General features: G+C 69.0%; 20 protein-coding genes and 1 riboswitch. Of the genes, 10 read left to right on the plus strand and 10 right to left on the minus strand.

Features of this window, described 5'->3' with window-relative positions:
- Positions 1-241: 241 nt before the first annotated feature.
- Both ACIBH4_RS14490 and ACIBH4_RS14495 read right to left on the minus strand, forming a co-directional pair.
- A complete protein-coding gene (locus ACIBH4_RS14490) occupies positions 242-625 on the minus strand; it encodes a DUF427 domain-containing protein (protein ID WP_362521957.1) in 384 nt (127 codons plus the stop codon).
- A gap of 96 nt (positions 626-721) precedes the next feature.
- The gene (locus ACIBH4_RS14495) at positions 722-1,006 is read right to left on the minus strand and encodes an antibiotic biosynthesis monooxygenase family protein (protein WP_362521955.1); all 285 of its coding nucleotides are present in this window, start codon (positions 1,004-1,006) and stop codon (positions 722-724) included.
- A gap of 296 nt (positions 1,007-1,302) precedes the next feature.
- Between ACIBH4_RS14495 and ACIBH4_RS14500 the strand changes: the two genes are divergently transcribed.
- From ACIBH4_RS14500 to ACIBH4_RS14510, 3 genes are all read left to right on the plus strand, one after another.
- Positions 1,303-1,620: a hypothetical protein gene (locus tag ACIBH4_RS14500; protein WP_350945225.1), complete on the plus strand. Its 318-nt coding sequence runs from the start codon at positions 1,303-1,305 to the stop codon at positions 1,618-1,620.
- A gap of 327 nt (positions 1,621-1,947) precedes the next feature.
- A complete protein-coding gene (locus ACIBH4_RS14505; RefSeq protein ID WP_362521953.1) occupies positions 1,948-2,694 on the plus strand; it encodes a DUF4253 domain-containing protein in 747 nt (248 codons plus the stop codon).
- 310 nt (positions 2,695-3,004) lie between these two features.
- A riboswitch (cyclic di-AMP (ydaO/yuaA leader) is annotated at positions 3,005-3,154 on the plus strand.
- A 245-nt stretch (positions 3,155-3,399) separates the two neighbouring features.
- On the plus strand, positions 3,400-4,215 hold the full coding sequence (locus ACIBH4_RS14510) for a hypothetical protein (protein WP_362521951.1): 816 nt from the start codon (positions 3,400-3,402) through the stop codon (positions 4,213-4,215).
- A 159-nt stretch (positions 4,216-4,374) separates the two neighbouring features.
- On the opposite strand, the gene ACIBH4_RS14515 is transcribed toward ACIBH4_RS14510, so the two are convergent.
- From ACIBH4_RS14515 to ACIBH4_RS14540, 6 genes are all read right to left on the minus strand, one after another.
- Positions 4,375-4,746 (minus strand): hypothetical protein, encoded by a 372-nt coding sequence (locus ACIBH4_RS14515; RefSeq protein WP_362521949.1) that lies wholly within the window; start codon positions 4,744-4,746, stop codon positions 4,375-4,377.
- Between the two features lie 12 nt (positions 4,747-4,758).
- Positions 4,759-5,139: a roadblock/LC7 domain-containing protein gene (locus ACIBH4_RS14520; RefSeq protein ID WP_362763786.1), complete on the minus strand. Its 381-nt coding sequence runs from the start codon at positions 5,137-5,139 to the stop codon at positions 4,759-4,761.
- Positions 5,140-5,197: 58 nt separating this feature from the next.
- Positions 5,198-6,091, minus strand: coding sequence for a hypothetical protein (locus tag ACIBH4_RS14525; protein ID WP_362521945.1), 894 nt, complete (start codon positions 6,089-6,091; stop codon positions 5,198-5,200).
- A 4-nt stretch (positions 6,092-6,095) separates the two neighbouring features.
- Positions 6,096-6,476: a roadblock/LC7 domain-containing protein gene (locus ACIBH4_RS14530; RefSeq protein WP_362521943.1), complete on the minus strand. Its 381-nt coding sequence runs from the start codon at positions 6,474-6,476 to the stop codon at positions 6,096-6,098.
- A 152-nt stretch (positions 6,477-6,628) separates the two neighbouring features.
- Positions 6,629-7,840, minus strand: a complete 1,212-nt coding sequence (locus ACIBH4_RS14535) for a DUF4032 domain-containing protein (protein ID WP_362521941.1) — start codon at positions 7,838-7,840, stop codon at positions 6,629-6,631.
- A gap of 63 nt (positions 7,841-7,903) precedes the next feature.
- Positions 7,904-8,551, minus strand: coding sequence for a class II aldolase/adducin family protein (locus ACIBH4_RS14540; protein WP_362521939.1), 648 nt, complete (start codon positions 8,549-8,551; stop codon positions 7,904-7,906).
- 331 nt (positions 8,552-8,882) lie between these two features.
- On the opposite strand from ACIBH4_RS14540, the gene ngcE reads away from it, so the two are divergent.
- The 6 genes from ngcE to ACIBH4_RS14570 all read left to right on the plus strand — a co-directional run bounded on the left by ngcE (position 8,883) and on the right by ACIBH4_RS14570 (position 13,864).
- Entirely contained in the window at positions 8,883-10,334 is a 1,452-nt protein-coding gene (gene ngcE, locus ACIBH4_RS14545; RefSeq protein WP_362521937.1) for an N-acetylglucosamine/diacetylchitobiose ABC transporter substrate-binding protein, read from the plus strand.
- Positions 10,335-10,340: 6 nt separating this feature from the next.
- On the plus strand, positions 10,341-11,252 hold the full coding sequence (locus tag ACIBH4_RS14550) for a sugar ABC transporter permease (protein ID WP_362763789.1): 912 nt from the start codon (positions 10,341-10,343) through the stop codon (positions 11,250-11,252).
- Entirely contained in the window at positions 11,252-12,169 is a 918-nt protein-coding gene (locus tag ACIBH4_RS14555) for a carbohydrate ABC transporter permease (RefSeq protein WP_362521933.1), read from the plus strand. Before ACIBH4_RS14550 ends, ACIBH4_RS14555 begins: the two co-directional genes overlap by 1 nt.
- A gap of 108 nt (positions 12,170-12,277) precedes the next feature.
- Positions 12,278-12,880 carry a hypothetical protein gene (locus ACIBH4_RS14560; RefSeq protein ID WP_362521931.1) on the plus strand — a complete coding sequence of 201 codons (603 nt, stop codon included), beginning with the start codon at positions 12,278-12,280 and terminating at the stop codon, positions 12,878-12,880.
- Positions 12,867-13,157 carry a 4a-hydroxytetrahydrobiopterin dehydratase gene (locus tag ACIBH4_RS14565; protein ID WP_350945238.1) on the plus strand — a complete coding sequence of 97 codons (291 nt, stop codon included), beginning with the start codon at positions 12,867-12,869 and terminating at the stop codon, positions 13,155-13,157. The genes ACIBH4_RS14560 and ACIBH4_RS14565 overlap by 14 nt, the downstream gene beginning before the upstream one ends.
- 131 nt (positions 13,158-13,288) lie before the next feature.
- A complete protein-coding gene (locus ACIBH4_RS14570; protein WP_362763792.1) occupies positions 13,289-13,864 on the plus strand; it encodes a superoxide dismutase family protein in 576 nt (191 codons plus the stop codon).
- Between the two features lie 33 nt (positions 13,865-13,897).
- Here the strand turns inward: ACIBH4_RS14570 and ACIBH4_RS14575 are convergent, their stop codons facing one another.
- Positions 13,898-14,884 (minus strand): pirin family protein, encoded by a 987-nt coding sequence (locus ACIBH4_RS14575; RefSeq protein ID WP_362763795.1) that lies wholly within the window; start codon positions 14,882-14,884, stop codon positions 13,898-13,900.
- Positions 14,885-15,162: 278 nt separating this feature from the next.
- A complete protein-coding gene (locus ACIBH4_RS14580; protein WP_362763798.1) occupies positions 15,163-16,611 on the minus strand; it encodes a serine hydrolase in 1,449 nt (482 codons plus the stop codon).
- 183 nt (positions 16,612-16,794) lie between these two features.
- On the opposite strand from ACIBH4_RS14580, the gene ACIBH4_RS14585 reads away from it, so the two are divergent.
- Positions 16,795-18,621, plus strand: coding sequence for a histidine kinase (locus ACIBH4_RS14585; protein WP_362521921.1), 1,827 nt, complete (start codon positions 16,795-16,797; stop codon positions 18,619-18,621).
- Positions 18,622-18,716: the final 95 nt, after the last annotated feature.

The raw sequence follows: 18,716 nt of genomic DNA on the forward strand, positions 1-18,716 counted from the left end.
CTGGAAGAAGGGGCTGAGCTACGCCGGTAAGTGGTACACCTCCGGCCAGTTCCAGCTGGGTCCGGTCGCGGGCCGCCTCGTCCTCGGCGACTGGTAGTCGATCACCTGTGACGCGACGGTGGGCGGCTGCGGGGTGCCGCCCACCGTTGGCCGTACGAGTCGAAGTGCCCGTCCCAGTGGTGATCGGAGGGTCGGGCACGAGAGCCGGACGTCTCCCGGCGGACTCGAGCCGAAAAGGCGCTCAGGCGGCCGGTTCCTCGACGATGGAGTCGACCCGGTCGGGATAGAAGGCGACGTGGTCCTTGATCTCGGCGACGGCCGGATACGGCGACTCGTAGAACCACACCGCGTCCACCGCCTGCTTCCCGTCCACCGTGACGGTGTAGTAACTCGCGTCGCCCTTGAAAGGACAGTAGGTGGCGGTGTCGGTCCGCTCCAGCAGCGAGCGGTCGACGTCGGCGATCGGGATGTACTGCACCGGCGGGTACGCCGCCTCCCGCAGTGTCAACGCGCTCCGCGAGTCGGCGACCACCCGGCCTGCCACCGAGACGACGATCCGGGCCGGGTTCGGCGTGATCGTGATCGGGTGACTGGGGCTGGGCTCCAGGATGGGCTTGTCGGTCATGACGAGACCCCTTTCTGTCATGTCCAGTCTGCCGGACCCCGGACCCCGGACCCTGAACCGCGTCGCCATCCCCCTCCCTGGTGGTGTCGACCCCGCTCAGGCGGGGCCGACGCCGGAGATCTGGTAGCGAGACACCTCGGCATCGCGGATCATCGTCTCCTGGTCGTCGCTCGGCCCGGAACCTCGGAAGGCGTCGAGGGTCTCCTCCGACTCCCACCGCTCGTAGACGTTGATCCGGCCGGTGTCCACGAGGTCGGCGCCAAGCGTGAAGTCGAGGCAGCCGGACGCGGCGCGGGCCTGCTCGATCACGCTCACGCATCCCTTGAGGTAGTCGTCACGGGCATCGGGGGCGACACGGATCCAGCCGGAGATAATGATCATGCCAGCAGGGTACGGCCCGCCACTGACAGAACCGGCTCCACGGGCACGCGTGCACCCTTTCCGTGTTGTCCTGGCCCCCACCGCCCCTCCTCGTCGGTCGCGTATATACGCGTATATAAAGGTGTCCGCCTTCCGCACCGGTCGCGCATTCCAGACGTCGATCCTTCCGCACCGGTCGCGCATCTCGGGCGTCGATCTTTCCGTGCCGTTCGCGCATATCAGGCGTCCGCCGGGCACGTAGGATTCGACGGCTGGGCAGGCGACGACGAGGACGACGAGGACGACGAGGACATGGTGTGAGCTTTGATCTCGGGGTCTGGTTTGCGGCCGGGCCGATCACCGCGCGGGAGGCCCTTCTTCGATATCTCGCCTGGGACGAGAGCGGAGCCGCACCCGGTGAGCCCCGCCCGGAGGTGGCGGCCTTCTACGAGGAGCTGACGGCGCTCTTCCCCGACCTGACCGTCGAGAACTACGGCGCCTCACCGTGGTCCGAGCCGCTCACCGTGGGCGAGGACTTCGTGCTGATGAACGCGGTCTTCCCACGGGCGGGGGAGGTGTGCCGCGTGGTCCTGGAGATGACGCGGCGCCACCCCCTGGTGCTCTTCGAGCCTTAGCTCTCCGGCTTCGTGGGCCCGCCCATTACCCCGAGACTCACGGCGCCCTCGCGAACGCGGCCTGTAGCCCCGAACGGTCTCGTTGAGCGTTGAGGGGTGGCACCCGCTCGGCCCTGTTCCCCTCTGTACCGATAATTTTTGCCTGGACCAGGGCAGAACTGTCCCTCGGGATGGTTGACAGGCCAAAATTGATCCGTGGTCAGGATCGGATCGGTAGAGATGAGCGATTGCGAGCGTGAGAGACTCCCGCCAGTTCTGGGCCAGCTGTTCGCCGATGGGGGAGAAGGAGCCCACGAAGGTGAGGGGGACGGGGGCAGGAGGCTTTCGGTGGAGTTGCCGCCGGGGGACGTGGTGTGGCCCGACCCCGGTTACGCTCAGCTCGCGGTCCGTCGCCGTCCGGCGTTCTGGCTGAGTGAGGTGACGGTCTCCGGCGAGTACTGGGCCCGGCTGAGGGCTCAGCACGAGCAGTCGGGCCTGTGGCCGGTTCTGCTGGAGGACTCCGTCCAGCCCTGGTCGGCCGGCCAGATCGCCCCTGACACCGCCGCTCAGATCGACAACTACAACGCCGCCGCGTTCATGGCCGAGGTGTGGTCCGACTGGATCGCGAGGGCGACCCTGGACCAGCTCGAACTTCTCGACCCCTACGGTCCCGAGTGTCCGGGCCCGGCGCCCGGGGGAAGGCTCGCCGCCGATCCCGGTGTGGTCGCCGACTGGTACGCCGGGTTGGTGGCCGAGCGCAGGACCCCGCTCGGGCTCGTCGCGGTGGAGCGCGGGGCCGACGCCCTGGCCGTGATGGGCTGGCAGGGCGCCCTGAACCACAACGAGTGGATGGTCCCGCTCGCGGCCGTCGTACGGAGCTGGGAGGAGAGGTTCGGGGTGCGGGTGGTCGGGATGGGTTTCAACACCCTCGACCTCAGCGTCGCCGCGCCTCCGACGACCTCCGAGCACGCCCTGCACGTCGCGGCGGAACACTGGACGTTCTGTCCCGACAGCATCATCCAGGGGGCGGGGACCCTCATCGACTACGCCGAGCAGATCAAGGGCAGGAACGCCTGGTCGTTCTGGTGGGACTGACCGGACGGGGATGACCCGGGGGCCCATCCCGGATCTCGGGGAGGAGCTTCGTCCGGCGGGACGGGCTGTCGGCCGCCGGTGGAGGCCCCCGCGCGGGTCCGGGGGCGGGGGTTCTCGCGGCGAATGACGGCATGGGGAAGGCGTTCTCGCTGGTAGGGCGGGTGCCGACCTGGCGGGGCGATCGATGGGGCTTCCTTGAAGCTTTTAGGTAGATCTTCTGGGTTTTTCGTGGTGTTTGCTTTGCTTTGTCCGATTTGGTGGGTAGTGTCCACTGTTATCGGTTGGCGACCTGCCCTTCACAAGAGGAGGCGGCCGGCCGACGTCGAATCCCGAGGGCCCGCAGGGCTCCGGAGCCGGGGAACCAATTTTCCGGGGTGAATCCGCCGCGAACGCGCGGCGGTAGGGCAACTCCACCGCCCGAACCCGTCAGCTAACCCGGTAGACGAGATGGAGAGGAGATCCCCTCATGGATCACCGCGTCACCACGTCGGTGGACCCACTGTCCGCACCGACCACCTGAACTTTCACGCCGCCCCCCGCCCCTCGACCCGCCGCGCCTGATCGCGGCATCTTCAGGACCGTGCTCCGCGTAGCGATCGGCTGATCCGACTACGCCACCTTTTCCGATGAGCGCGTCCCCGCCGGTGCACCCCTTCGGTGTTCGCACACGGCCGCCCCGTTCCCTCGTGAAAGAGCCCTTTCTCCATGCACCCCTCCTTTGGTATGCACAAGAACGACCTGAACAAGCCCCGTCCGGGCGAGCGACCCTCGTACAGGAACACCTCCCTCGGGCGCGGCCTCGCCGCGGCCCTCACGGCCGCGAGCCTTCTCCTCTCCGGCGGTGTCGCCCTGGCGCTTCCCGCCTCCGCGGCCCCCGCCTCCACCCGCCTCGCGAACGACCCCGCGGCCGCCGCGCCCGCCGGTACCGAGGCCGTTCTCCTCCAGGGTGCGACCACGGCCTCCTACTTCTGGGACGACTCCTCGGGCCGGGCCGGTGACACCGGACTGCCCGCCAGCGGCAAGCCGATGCAGAAGGGCATGATCGCCAGCCCGAGCTGGCCCCTGTTCACCGAGGGATACGTCCTCTACAAGGGCAAGAAGGCGAAGTTCTTCGTCGGCGACCGCGGCCCGGGTACCCCCTCCAACCGGGGCATCATGATCGACATCGACGCCAAGACCTTCGCCGACCTGACCGGCGGCACGTTCAACTCCCGCACACTCGGCGTGGACGGCAACGGGGGCATGGGCCACATCGACATCCAGTACGTCGTCACCAAGTGGGGCAACGGCACGGGGATCAAGAACCACCCCGTCGCGTTCTCCACCGGCGCGTGGAACCGCAGGGACACCAGCCCGGCCCAGCCGCCGACGACCGTCTTCGCGATGGCGAGGAAGCTGGGCATCGGCCTGCAGACCCAGCTGGTGAGTGCCGAGGCGCGGCCCTGGCTCGGCAAGCCCAAGGTCATGGTCGAGCACGTCTCCGAGCATGTCCCCGACGGCGTGGCCGCGGAGAAGAACTGACCCCGACGGCGCGACAGCCGGGAAGAACCGGCCTCCGCCACCGCCACCGTCCCCGGCGGCGTGGCGGCCCAGAAGAACCGACCCCTCCGTCACCGTCCCCGAGGTGCGGAGGGTTCCGGTGCGGTCCGCGCCTGTCGGGGCGCGAACCGCAGCGGAGGATCAGACTTCGAGCTTCTCCTCGATGCCGCGCAGGCTGTGCCGGGCGAGCGCGAGGTTGGCCCGGCTCCGGTCGAGGGCCAGGTAGAGGAACAGCCCTTTACCGCTCCGGCCCGAGATCGGGCGGATCACGTGATACTGCGTGCCGAGCGTGATGAGGATGTCCTCGATGCCGTCCTTGAGGCCGAGCGACTCCATGGTCCGCATCTTCGCCCTGACGACCTCGGTGTTACCCGCGGCCGCGACCTGGAGGTCGAGGTCCTTGGACCCGCCGAGCGCGCCGAGCGCCATTCCGCTGTTGTAGTCGACGACGACCGCGCCGATGGCGCCGTCGATCGCCATCATCTCCTTGAGCGAGATGTCCATGTTGCCCATTACTGTCTCCGATCACTGGGATATCGATGTGCGTGAGCTGACGGCGGCGAGTCTGTCCGCCGTTTTGCGGCCCTCCAGCCTGAGCAGCCCGAGATTGGTCCCCGGGCGTGCCAGGACTGTGAGAACGATCTTGGGTCCGGCGGCGTAGAACGCCGCGTAGCCGTTGGTTCCGGAGATCAGCGTCTCCTCGAAGGCGCCCTTGCCGGCGATGCCCGTCATCCGGCGGCTCAGGGCGAGCACCGCGGAGGAGAGCGCGCCCGTCTGCTCGATGTCGTTTCTCAGGTCGCTGGCTATCGTCAGGCCGTCGACACTGCACGCGATGCTCCCGTCCACGTCGGGTACGCGTTCTCGCAGCATCGCCATCTCACGGCGTATCTCCTCGCGCAGTTCCACCGGCATCCTCCTTCCGATCAACTTCAGCGTCCGTAGCCTTATCGGCATGTGACCGGGCTCAAGTCATTGCCTCCAATGCGTTCCTGAGCCGGATGAGCAGGTTGACGTCGGCCGGGTCCCCGTTCGCCCTGGGGATCCGCTCCGACGTCTCCACGGAGCCCGTCCCGGCCGCCGGGATCTCCGTGGCGCCCTTCGTCCGCCTGGGCAGCGGGTCCGGCGCGGCGGGGGCCTCGGCCGGACCGGGCTCCGGGACGCGGAGCAGCCCGGAGGAGGCGAGCTGTCGTACGGCGAGCAGTACCGAGTACGCGGGACGGCCCAGCTTGCGCGCCAGTTCGGCCGGGGTCGCGACGGAGTCGGCGCCGACGAGCACCTCCCACTGGAGCGCGCTCAGCACCACCCGGTGGGCGTCGATGCGCTCCACCGGGACGACCGGGAGCGTGTCCAGTTCCGCGGACGGCCAGATCTGTTCCAACTGCGCCTTCCTCCGCTCGCACTCCCGGAGCAGGCCGGTCGCGTCGAAGTACCACTGCGGTCCGAGCCAGTGCCGCTCTCCCCGCCGGAACCTGGGCCGGTGCCCGGTGGCCCGCAGCAGGAAGTACGCGGCGTCGAGCACCGTGCTGAGCACGCAGAACTCCAGCTCACCCCTGGTGAGCAGGCCCTGGACGATCAGCCGCTCGCCGCCCGTCGGCTGGGGCTCCCGCGACTCCCGCGGCTCGGGAAGGGGCGCGGGGTCCGGTCGCCTGCGGGTGGTGGCCTGCCTGACCTGCCGTACGGCGTGGGCGGATATGCCGCGGCAGGCGCCCAGCAGGTCCTCCAGCCGAGGGGCGGACGCGCTCTCGGCGTAGGTCACGCGGCCGTCGGTGAGGTAGATGACCCCCGCCTTGCCGAGCCGCAGGGATCCGGTGGCGTGGTCGCCGGCGAGCCCGCTGAGGATGTTCTCGACGCTGGGCATGGGCTCACGTCGATATCAGGCGGCCGGAAAGGGCCTGGAGGCGGTGGCGGGCCAGTGCCAGGTTCGAGCGTTCCAGATCGAGCCTGACGTAAATGACGAGCGGGCCGTCGAACGGCGTTTCCAGCGGCTTCAGTAAATGGTGTCCGCCGTCCGTGGTCACGATCATGTCGTTGATCCGGACCGTGCCGCCGGGCACGGTGACGGCGAGCCCGTCGAGCGTCGCGCGCAGGGTCTCGCTCAGCCCCGCGGCCGACCTCTCCACGTCGGTGTGACGGCTCGCACCGCCGGCGGCCACCGCGGTCCCGCTGGTCTGATCGATGAGGATCGCGTCCAGGGCCCCGGGGATGGCCATTACCTCGGTGAGACAGTCTTCGATTCCGAGCACGTGCTCTCCCTTGCCGACGACTTCGAACGTCGCCCGGTCAGCGTAGGGAAAACCCTCGGAAACCACTCTCTCCGACTGGGGGTTTCATGGGAGAAGGGGGAGGATTCACCACCCCGAGGGGAAGTTATGCACCCCGGATGGAAATCAACCCTTTAGTCCTCGGCGATGAGTGCCTTTTCGTCCGGCTTGAAAATGAGAATGTTCTTCACATAGGAATTCACCGCGGCGGGCAGGCCGACATCGGTCCCCGCCTCCTCCGACATGTACCAGCGGTGGTCGAGCACCTCATGGAAGAACTGCGCGGGCTCCAGCTTGCCCCGCATCTCCTGAGGGACGGCCTGCACCGTGGGCTGGAAGACCTCGGCAAGCCAGCGGTGGGCCACGATCGCCTCGTCCTCGTGGCGAAGACCGTGTGACACGCGGAAGGAGTCGAGGTCGTTGAGGAGGCGTCTGGCCTGGTTCTCCTCCACGTCCAGGCCGGTGAGCCGCAGCAGCCTGCGCTGGTGGTGCCCGGCGTCCACGACCTTGGGCCTGACGATGAGCCGCCCGGTGCCCGCCTTGCGGCGGACCATCATCTCCGCGACGTCGAACCCCAGGGAGTTCAGCCGGCGGATCCGCTGGTCGATCATGTGCCAGTCGACCTCTTCGATGATCTCGTCGGAGGTGAGCTCGCTCCACAGACGGTGGTAGCGGCGGCAGACCGAGTCGGCGACCTGCTCGGGGTCGATGGAGGAGTGCAGCAGCCCGCCCGCCTCCAGGTCGAGCATCTCGCCGAAGATGTTGGTGTGCGCCACCTCGATGTCGTACAGCCGCTGCCCCTCGCTGATCATGGGGTGCAGTTCGCCCGTCTCGGCGTCGACCAGATAGGCGGCGAAGGAGCCCGCGTCCCGGCGGAACAGGACGTTCGACAGCGAGCAGTCGCCCCAGTAGAAACCGCTGATGTGCAGCCGTACGAGCAGTACGGCGAGGGCGTCGAGCAGTCGGTTGAGCGTCTCTGGGCGGACCGTCCCCGACATGACCGCGCGGTAGGGCAGCGAGAACTGCAGGTGCTGGGTGATGAGCGCGGAGTCGAGCGGCTCGCCGTCCGAGCCGGTCCGCCCGGTGACCACGGCGACCGGCTCGACGGACGGGGTGTCCATCCGGCTCAGGTCCCACAGCAGGCGATACTCGCGCTTGGCGTAGTACTCGCTGATCTCCTTGATCGCGTACACCTTGCCCGACAGGCGGGCGAAGCGCACCACGTGCCGGGAGATGCCGCGGGGCAGGGAGACCAGGCGGTGCTCGGGCCACTGCTCCAGCGGGACGTCCCAGGGCAGGCGGATGAGGTCCGGATCGCTCGGCGCGCCGGTGAGCTGCAGGGGCATGGGGTCAGTCCTCGCGATGGGGAGTCCGGCGGTGTGCCGGACGGGCAGGTGGTCGCGCCGCGGTCAGTCCTCGCGGCGGGGAAAGGTGGGCGGGTCGAGGGCGCGCCGGACCACCGAGGCGAGCTGCTCCTCGGTGAGCACGCGGGGCTCGCCGACGCTCCTGGCCCGCACGTAGACCTCGCAGAGCCACTCCAGCAGCCTGGTCGCCTCGAAGGCGCCGTCCAGGTCGTCGCCGATCGTGACCCCGCCGTGGTTGGCCATCAGCGCGGCACGCCTGTCCTTGAGCGCGGCCCTGACGGAGGCGGCGAGCTCGGGGGTGCCGTAGGTGGCGTACTCGGCGACCCTCACGGTCCCGCCGAGCAGCAGGACGTTGTAGTGGATCGGCGGCAGCTCGCTCATGGTCGTGGCGACCACGGTGCCGAAGACGGAGTGGGTGTGCACGACGGCGCCGGCGTCGGTGGTCGCGTAGACCGCGAGGTGCATGGGGGTCTCCGACGACGGCCGCAGGTCGCCCTCGACGAGGTGTCCCTCGATGTCGACGACCGGGCAGGCCTCGGGCTCCAGCCGGTCGAGGGAGACGCCGCTGGGTGTCACGGCGACCAGGTCGCCCGCGCGGACGCTGAGATTTCCCGCGGTCCCGACGACCAGTCCGGTCGCGGCGGCCCGGTGGCCGTACTCACACAGCAGGCGGCGCTGCTCGGCCAGCAACATGTCGTTAAAAGTAGGGGGTTGCGGTACCGGGCGGCAAACCTTCATTATCTGGTCTAGACCGGTTGCCGCCTGTCGGCGGCCGGAGAGCAGGGTTCCTCTACCTCCCCAGAGGTCGTGCGTCAATGGTTCGTAGAGGAATTTAGACCGCTATGTGCTGTTTCGTTGCCAGATCGCACTTCCCTGGCGTTTGGTTTCTACCGGATATGTCGCGAGGACATCACGGCTCGGTCTAGACCGGATGCGAGCTCTTGACGGTGGACTCCAGGGGTACGTACCTTCGGGCAAACGTTTAGGAAACTTTCCTAATTGATCCCCCGTGCAGGAGGGTTACATGTCCACATCGGCCAGTACGCCCGGAGATATCACCCGGCGGCAGATGCTCCGCCGGATCGGCATGACCGCTCTGATCGCCGGCCCCGGCGCAGGGATGCTCACCGCCTGCGCCACCGCCGGCGGCCCGGCCCCCGCCGCCTCCGCGGCACCCTCCGCGAGCGGCGCGATCTCCGCGGCGAACCCGTTCGGCGTCGCCGCCGACGCGCCGCTCGAGGTCGTCATCTTCAAGGGCGGCCTGGGCGACAGCTACGCCACCGAGGTCCACGAGCCGCTGTACAAGAAGGCGTTCCCGCAGGCCCAGATCAAGCACGTCGCCACCCAGCAGATCGCCCAGACCCTGCAGCCGAGGTTCGCCGGCGGCGACGTCCCCGACATGATCGCCAACTCCGGCACCGACCTGATGGACAACGGCGCCCTGCAGCAGGAGGGCCAGCTCCTGGAGCTCACCGAGCTGTGGGACGCCCCCTCCATCGACGACCCGAGCAAGAAGGTGCGCGACATGGTCGCGCCGGGCACCGTCGAGTCCGGCCTCATCGGCGGCAAGCCCTACCTGATGAACTACGTCTTCTCCGCGTACGGCCTCTGGTACGACTCCGCGCTGTTCGAGAAGAACGGCTGGACCCCGCCGAAGACCTTCGACGAGTTCAAGACCTTCGCCGAGACGGCGAAGGCGGCGGGGATCACCCCCTTCGCGTACGCGGGCAAGAACGCCTCCTACTACATGTACTGGATGATCCTCATCTCCGCCGCGAAGATCGAGGGCAACCAGATCCTGATCGACGTCGACAACCTCGTCGACGGCGTCTGGCAGCGCGACGCGATGAAGCAGTCCGCCGCAGCCTGGGCCGAGATCGCCAAATACATGGACAAGTCCTTCGAGGGCCTCATCCACACCGAGGTTCAGCTCCGCCAGAACCAGGGCAAGATCGCGCTGTACCCGTCGGGCTCCTGGCTGGAGAACGAGCAGAAGGAACAGACCCCCGAGACCTTCAAGTACGCGCTGACGCCCACCCCCAGCGTCACAGCCGCCGACAAGATGCCCTTCGAGGCCATCCGCGCCGCGGCCGGCGAGGCCTACATCGTCCCCGCCAAGGCGAAGAATCCCAAGGGCGGCCTGGAGTATCTGCGCATCATGCTCTCCAAGGAGGGCGCGCGCGGCTTCACCGAGAAGTCGGGCAACATCACCGTCGTGACCGGTGCCGCCGACGGCCTGGAACTGTCGCCGGGCAACGCGAGCCTCAGCGCCGCGCAGACCGCCGCCGGCCAGAACATCGTCACCTTCAGCAGCTTCGAGAACTGGTACAAGGAGTTCGAGACCGAGCTGCGCAAGCAGACCAACGCCCTGATGTTCGGCCGCATCTCCGCCGACGAGTTCTGCGAGAAGATGCAGAAGGCAGCCGACAAGACCAAGGCGGACTCGTCCATCACCAAGCAGGAACGGCCGGTGTAGCTCCCGATGCGGCAGGGCAAGTATCCGTTCATCGTCGGCTTTCTCGCCGCGCCGGTCCTCCTCTACGTGGTCTTCGTGATCAGCCCGTACATCCAGGCTTTCCAGATCTCGATGACCAACTGGAAGGGCATCTCGGCGAACCCTCAGTTCGTCGGCCTGGAGAACTTCACCAGGCTCTTCGACGACGAGGTCTTCTGGGCCGCGGTGCGGCACCACGGTGTTCTGCTGCTCGTCATGCCGCTGGTCACGATCGTGATCGCCCTGTTCTTCGCCTTCCTGCTCAACCTGAGCGGCGGGCAGCGGGACGGGCGGATGACCGGGATCTGGGGTTCGAAGGTCTATCGTGTGATCTTCTTCCTGCCCCAGGTCCTGGCCGTCGCCATCGTCGGCGTGCTCTTCCAGGCGATCTACCGCCCGGACGGGACCGGCGTGATCAACGGCCTGCTCGGCAAGGTCGGCATCGAGCCGGTCGGCTGGCTCATCGACCCGGACATCGCCCTGCTGTCGATCATCGCGGTGATGGTCTGGCAGGCCGTCGGCTTCTACGTGGTCCTGTTCTCGGCCGGCATGTCCTCCATCCCCAAGGACGTGTTCGAGGCCGCCGCGCTCGACGGCGCGGGCCGGTTCACCCTGTTCTTCAGGATCACGATCCCGCTGCTGTGGGACACCATGCAGGTCGCCTGGGTCTATCTCGGTATCGCCGCGTTCGACGCCTTCGCCCTGGTCCAGGTCCTCTCGGTCGACCGCGGCGGGCCCGACAACTCCACGACGGTGCTCCCGCTGGAGATCTGGCGTACGGCGTTCAACTTCTCCAAGTTCGGCTACGCCTCGGCGATGGGCGTGGCGCTGTTCTTCATGACCATCACGTTCGCCGCCCTCACCCTGCGCGTGACCCGGCGCGAGAGGATCGAGTTCTGATGGCTGCGCCTCCCACGGACACGGCTCGCAAGCCCGACGCCACCCGCCCCGCCGCCCCCGCGCGCGCCGGGCGCCGCGTGAGAAACCCGCTCGGGGTCTTCGGCGCGCTCTCCCACGTCGCGCTGCTGGTCTGGGCGATCCTGATCATCGGTCCGATCCTCTGGACGTTCCTGTCCTCCTTCAAGACCAACACCGAGATCTTCGGGGACGCGATCACGCTCCCCGCCTCGTTCGGCTGGGACGCCTGGGGCCGGGCCTGGGAGAAGGCCCACATCGGCCAGTACATGCTGAACACCGTCTTCGTGGTGGCGTGCAGCACGGCGGGCACCATGCTGCTCGGCTCGATGGCCGCGTACGTGCTGGCGCGCTACACCTTCCCCGGCAACAGGTTCATCTACTTCCTGTTCGTCTCGGGGATGACCTTCCCGGTCTTCCTCGCGCTGGTCCCGCTCTTCTTCGTGGTGAGAAACCTCGGCCTGATCGACACCCACTTCGGGCTGATCCTCGTCTACATCGCCTACTCGCTGCCGTTCACCGTCTTCTTCCTGTCGGCGTTCTTCAAGACGCTGCCCACCTCGGTGGCCGAGGCGGCGATGATGGACGGCTGCTCGCACACCCGGACGTTCTTCCAGATCATGGTGCCGATGGCGAGGCCGGGGCTGATCAGCATCACGATCTTCAACATCCTGGGCCAGTGGAACCAGTATCTTCTGCCGATCGTGCTGCTGTCGGGCAACGTCGAGGACAAGTGGCTGATCACCCAGGGCGTCGCCAACATCTCCACCAGCGCCGGGTACGAGGCCGACTGGCCGGGACTGTTCGCCGCGCTGAGCATGGCCATCATCCCCGTCATGATCATCTACATCATCTTCCAGCGCCAGATCCAGTCGGGTCTGACCTCGGGCGCCGTCAAATGACCGGATCCGGTCAAATAAACGGTCTCGGCGAGTAATCCCGGGGGCGTCGTCAGGAGTCGTTCATATTCGGAACGACTCCTGACCCTTCTCCCGCGGAGAACCCGACACATGGCCCACCCCGACCAGGATTTCCCCTTCCCCTTCTTCGGTGCGGGGGAGGCGAGTTACTACATGTGGGCCGAGGTGCACGTACGCTTCGCCCGTCAGCCCAGCAGTTCCCAGCGCGCGGTCATCGTCGACACCGTTCCGGCGCCCCTGCGCGGGGCGCTCGACTGGTGCGAGGGCCGCCAGCTCATGGTGGCGAGCGGTCTGCTCCTGCACGGCACGGTGGTCCGCACCTACCCGGTCGCCGACGGCGAGTCAGACCGCATCGGCGACGACGGCTGGCTGTACGCCGCGCCCTCCCGGATCGCCGCGTTCAACGCCGACATCGAGCGATGGCTGCTCCGCATCAACCGCGAGTGCCCGATCCTGGCCGCCTACCGCGCCGAGGACCCCGACAGCGGGGGCACCCGCCTGTCGGGCTGGCACGAGTGGAGCCTCGCCGGGCTGCCCGAACTGCTGCCCGAGCTGGAGCCCCTCCTCGACCAGGCCAGCCACGCCACCTCCATGGCCCAGGGCATCATGGCCATGGCCAGGCGCGCCGGAAGCCTGCCCAGGCTTGGTGTCCTCGCCGGAGACATGATCTCCTGGGGGGATGAACCTGCTTGACGACTCCACGGTGGACGCTCGGCTGACCGGCCTGCCCGAGTGGCGGCGCGAGGGCGACGAGATCCGCCGCACGATCAACGCCACCGACTTCCCGACCGCGATCCGCATCGTGGACGAGATCGCGGTGGAGGCCGAGAAGCTCGACCACCACCCCGACATCGACATCCGCTGGCGCACCCTCCACCTGGCGCTCAGCACGCACAGCGCGGGCGGCCTGACGGAACTCGACTTCACCCTGGCCGCCCGCATCGACGAGATCGCCTCGGCCAACGCCTGAACCGCTCCCGCGCCGATCACATCCCGCGCTTCCTGGGCGGCGTGGCCGAGAGCGGTCAATACCGAGAGTGATCATATGATTACTCGATATGGTGGGCTCTGCTCTTCTCCGGCCGCTCAAGGAGATCGTGGATGCGCATCATGAGAGTTCTCGCCGCTGTGGCTCTGCTCTGCGCGGGCTGCGGTGATCAGGCCGCCGATCCCGCCGGGCGCGGCCCGGCCGCGGCGTCGGCCACCCCGGGCGCCCGCGAGATCCGTCTCGTCGGGGGCGGCACGTTCACCGATCCCGCGCCGCGCGTCTCCACCATCGTCTACGACACCCGGCTCGTGCCGCCGGGAGCCTGGGCGCAGGTCAACGTGGAGTCCGGGGCGGTGCTCGCCACCGCCACGGTCACCGTGAAGGGCATGCTCCCTGGGCGCACGTACGGGGCGCACCTGCACGTCAATCCGTGCGGCTTCGAACCGGAGGACGCCGGGCCGCACTACCAGCACTCCCACACCCACGCGAGCGCCGAGAACGAGGTCTGGCTCGACTTCACCACCGACGCCCAGGGCGCCGCCACCGGCACCGTCACCCAGGACTGGGCGCTCGTCCCCGGGCGGCTCCCCAGGTCGCTCGTGATCCACGCCGAGCCCACCCGCAGCACGGGTCCGGAGGCCGGCGCGGCCGGTATCCGCGTCGCCTGCGTCACCCTCGTCGAGAGCTAGGCCCGGCACCGGATGGCCGGTGCCGGACCGCGCTCAGGCGTGGTCGGCGGGGATGGTGCCGAGGCGGCCCGCCTGGTAGTCCTCGAACGCCTTGGCAAGCTCCGCCTGGGTGTTCATCACGAACGGCCCGTAGTGCGCCACCGGCTCGCCGATCGGACGGCCGCCGAGCACGATGACCTCCAGGTTGGGGCTACGGCTCTCCTGCGTACCGGCGGCCGAGAGCGTGATGGCCTCGCCGTCGGTGCCCAGCCCGGGAAGGTTGCCGAAGCCGTCGAAGACGGCCAGCTGACCCGACTCGATCGGCTGCCGGTCGCCGCCGACGGTGCCACGTCCCGACAGGACGTACGCGAGCGCGTTGAAATCCTTGCGCCAGGGGAGCGTCAGCTGGGAACCGGGGCTGAGGGAGGCGTGCAGCAGGGTGATCGGCGTCCGGGTGGAGCCGGGGCCGGTGAACTCGCCGACCTCGCCCGCGATGAGGCGGACCAGCGCTCCGCCGTCGTGGCTGCTGAGAAGGACGACGTTGGTCCTGCCGATGTCCTGATACTTCGGCGCGACCATCTTCTCCTTGCCCGGCAGGTTGACCCAGAGCTGGATCCCGTGGAACAGGCCGCCCTTGGCGACCAGCCACTCCGGGGGAGCCTCCTTGTGCAGGATGCCACCGCCGGCCGTCATCCACTGCGTGTCGCCGTCGGAGATCGTGCCGCCGCCGCCGTGCGAGTCGGCGTGGTCCATCACACCGTCGATCATGTAGGTGACGGTCTCGAAGCCCCGGTGCGGGTGCCAGGGGGTGCCCTTGGGCTCGCCCGGCGCATAGTCGACCTCGCCCATCTGGTCCATCATGATGAACGGGTCGAGATACTGGGACTTGATCGTCGCGAGTGCCTTGCGGACCGGGAATCCCTCTCCCTCGAATCCGCTCGGCGCGGTGGTGACGGCCAGCACCTGGCGCTCGCGGGTCGCGTTCAGCGGCTGCGGCAGGCGGGGCAGGGTCAACGGGTTCTCAACGGTCACGGCGGGCATCTTGGATTCCTTCCTGCGATGTTCGCCGGTGACAACTCAGTTGATGTTTCAACTATTCCTTGCCGGGCGAGACCGTGACATCCCGAGCCCCCGAGACCGTTACGCCCCTAGACCGTGAGGCCGCGAGACCGTGACGCCCCGAGGCCGTGACACGTCGTTGCCACGGCCTCGTCGGTGAATTCGTTCGCCTGGAGGGGCCACTTCCCCATCGTTCGCCGAGGAGAATCACCTTCCCGCCGTCCATTGAACGGGGACCGCTGCCGCCGCCCCGGGTGGGACTACTTCCTGCCGGTCAGTGCGAAGCCGCCCCGGCTCAGCGAGATCAGCTCGGGGGTCGCGACCCGCTCGTCCAGCGCGCCGGCGGGGTCGCTGGTCAGCGCGGTCACGACGTAGGTCCTCCCGGTGGCCGAGCGTGCCATGTACGACAGGTCGAGGACCCCCAGCTCCGAACCGCCCTTGGCCCAGACCACCGGCCACTTCTTCTTGTCGAGCCCGATCCCGACGTCGTTGGCCGACATCACCGCGCTCACCTGCTTGCCCCCCAGCTTGAGGAGCCCGGCGTAGGCGCGGCAGATGTCGCGGGGCGAACCGAACCACTCCAGAGTGTCGATCTCCCTGGGCTTCTGCCAGAGCACGATGTCCGACAGCGACTGTCCGGCGACCGTGTTCTTGAGGTAGGCGCGCTTGCCCGCGGTGTCGAGCGCCAGGTAGGCGCGGGCCTGCGCCGGGTGGTTCACGCCCTTGAGCAGGAAGACCTCGCGCGTGGTGAGGAAGGGGATGTTCCGGGTGGCGTGGCTCGACCACTGCCGTACCTTCGCCTCCACCGCCTTGCGGCCGACCGTGTGGATCAGGATGTCGGTGGCGGTGTTGTCGCTGATCGAGATCATCAGCTTGGCGGCCTCCTTCACCGTGGTGGTGCCGCCGTCTGGACGGCCCGTCAGTCCGTCCTCACCCAGGCTCTTCCACTCGGGCTTGATCGTGAGCTTGGTGTTCCAGCTCAGCTTGCCGTCGCGGACCTTCTCGGCCACGGCGCCCAGCACGTACAGCTTGAAGATCGAGCCCAACGGCCGGACCGTGTCCGGCGCCACGGCGTGCGCGACGTCGCACCTGCCCCGCGAGTCGATCTCGGCGGAGAGGAAGCCCACGCGCGGTGCGACCTCGCGGACCCGGGCGTCGAGCTGCTTCCAGTTTTTGGGAGCGGCGGGTACGGAGGGCTCCGGAGGCGTCAGCCCGAACAGGTTGATCTTCCCGTCGCCGTCCACACCGAGCTGCAGGACGAACGCCTGCTCGCCGATCGCCCCGGTCCCGGCCAGCGCGGACGGCGTCTCCTTGGTCAGCTTCTCCAGGCGGAACCCCTTCGCCGCCTGCAGGAAGGCGTTGACGCCGTTGACCGTGAGCGACGAGAGGTAGCCGGAGTTGAGATGCTCCCCGAGCTCGCTCTCCGAGAGCGGTGCCCGGTCGGGCGCGCCGAGGAACCAGCGCAACTGCCGGCCGGCGGGGCTGTCGGGGATCTCCGGCTCGGCGAGAACGCCTCCGGCCGTGACCGCTCCCGACGTGGTCGTCTCGGCCGTGACCGCCCCTGCGGTGACCACTGAGGTGGCCGCTCCCGTGGTGACCACCTCCGTGACCGCCGACGCGGGGACGGCCAGTGGCAGGGCCGTCGCTGGAACGGCCGCGACGGCGACGGCGACGGCGAGCAGGCGCTTCGATCGGAACGGCAACCGCATGAGGTTCTCCTTGGATGGTCTCCGGCGTTGCGGCCATCTCCCCGATGGCCCTCATCCGAAACTAGAAAGCGCTCCCCGCTCACGACACCCGGTGGTCCTCCGTCTCGCGGGTGCGGCGAACCACACCGGACATGCGGACAACCCCCTGGACGGCGGAGCCGGTCGCAGGTCACCCTACGTCCCATGACGTCCACGGCCTCCCGCACCGTCCCGGCACCCGCGTCGTCGCCGGGGCCGTCGACGTCCACCACCCCGGCCCGCGCCCTCGCCACGTCGATGGCCGCGGTGTCGGTTGCCGGGATCGTCGCGGGTTGCCTGCTGGCGGCCCGCATGTCCGTGCCGTTCAGCGAGTGGCTGTTCATCGCGGTCTGCACGGCCCTGCCGTCGGTCGGCCTGCTCATCGCGGTGCGGCGCCCCGACAACCCCTACGGCTGGCTGCTGCTCGCCGCCGCCTGCTGCCTGGGCCTCGGCTGCCTCGGGGTGGGCGTCCTGACGACGTACGGAGAAGGGAGTGGCCCTCTGGCCGTGGCCGCCGTGCTGCTGACCTCGGCGCTTCCCGTCTTCTACGGTCTGAGCTGGGTCTTCGTCCCGCTGATCTTCCCCGACGGCAGGTTGCCCTCGGCGCGCTGGCGCCCGGTCGCCTGGATCGCCGCAGTGGCGATCTTCCTGCACTGGCTGGGCATCCTGCTGAGCCCGGACGAGGTCTACGCGTTTCTCCCGTACGGCAACCCGCTGGGGCTCGAAGGCATGGCTGGGCTGTTCGCCGCGCTGGTGGGCGGGTTCGGGCAGCTGGCGGTCTTCATCGTGTCACTGTCGGTGCTGGTCTCCCTCGTCCTGCGCGGGCGGCGCGGACCCCGTGCCGAGCGACGCCTGCTCCGCTGGATGGCCTTCGGGGTGGCGGCGGGTCTGAGCGGTTCCGTGCTGACGATGATCTTCGGGCAGGCCGGGCAGGGAAGCCATGCGCTGAGCTGGCTCGGCGTCGTGACGGCGGTGGCGGCGCTGCCCGCGGTGATCACCACGGCTGTGTTCCGCCACAACCTGCTCGACATCAAGGTGGGGATCAAGGGCTCCAGACTCTTCCTGATCTTCGACCTCAGGCCCACGGTGGACGAACTCCTGACAGAGCTCGGGCCGGGCCTGGAGGAGGTGGAGCCCGTGAAGCAGCTGGGAAGGCTGGCGGAGGCCGTACGAGCGGGCCTGGAGACGCGGTGGGCCGCCGTGACGCTCGCGGACGGCACGCGGGTGGTGGCGGGCAGGGAGGACGGCGAGGCCGTGCTCACCGTCCCGGCGGGGCTGGGGCACATCGCCTGCGGACCCAAGGTCGTAGGGCGCCTCAACGCGGAGGACCGCAGGCTGCTCGTCTCGCTCGCGGTGCCGATCGGGCTGGCGATCCAGAGCGCGGGGCTGGCGGCACGCCTGGTCAACGCCCAGGAGGCCGAGCGGCGGCGGATCGAGCGCAACATCCACGACGGGGCACAGCAGCAACTCGTCGCGCTGATCGCGGGGCTGGAGCTGGCCCGCGCCACCGGCGGCGGCTCCGACAGCTTGACGCTCCTGCGCGAGCAGGCCCGCCAGACCCTCGCCGACCTGCGGGAGCTGGCGGCGGGCATCCACCCGTCCGTGCTCAGCCAGGGTGGTCTGGCCGAGGCGGTCGAGGAACGCTGTTCGCGGCTGCCGGTGGCCACGACCGTGACGGTCGATCCCGCGCTTCGCTCGCGGCGCTTTCCCGACGAGATCGAGGGAGCCGTGTACTTCACGGTCAGCGAGGCCATCGCCAACGCGCTCAAGCACGCCGACGCCTCCAGGATCGAGGCGCGGCTGGCCTGGTCGGGCGGGCGCCTGCGGGCCGTGGTCTCCGACGACGGCAGGGGCTTCGAGCGGGGCGGGTCCGGCCACGGGGGCCTGGGCGCGCTCGCCGACCGGATGGCCGCGCTCGGCGGCGGCCTCGACGTCTCCTCGACGCCCGGCGAGGGCACCCTGGTCAGCGCCTGGGTTCCCGTCCCGGACTGAGGTGCGGAACGGGGGCCGGGGCGACGCGTTCGGCCCGTGCGTCGGGCTGACGGGCCGAGGTTACGGGCCGGGCGGACAGCCGGACCGGTGCGCCG

This window comes from Streptosporangium sp. NPDC050284, assembly GCF_044459525.1.
Classification (GTDB): Bacteria; Actinomycetota; Actinomycetes; order Streptosporangiales; family Streptosporangiaceae; genus Streptosporangium.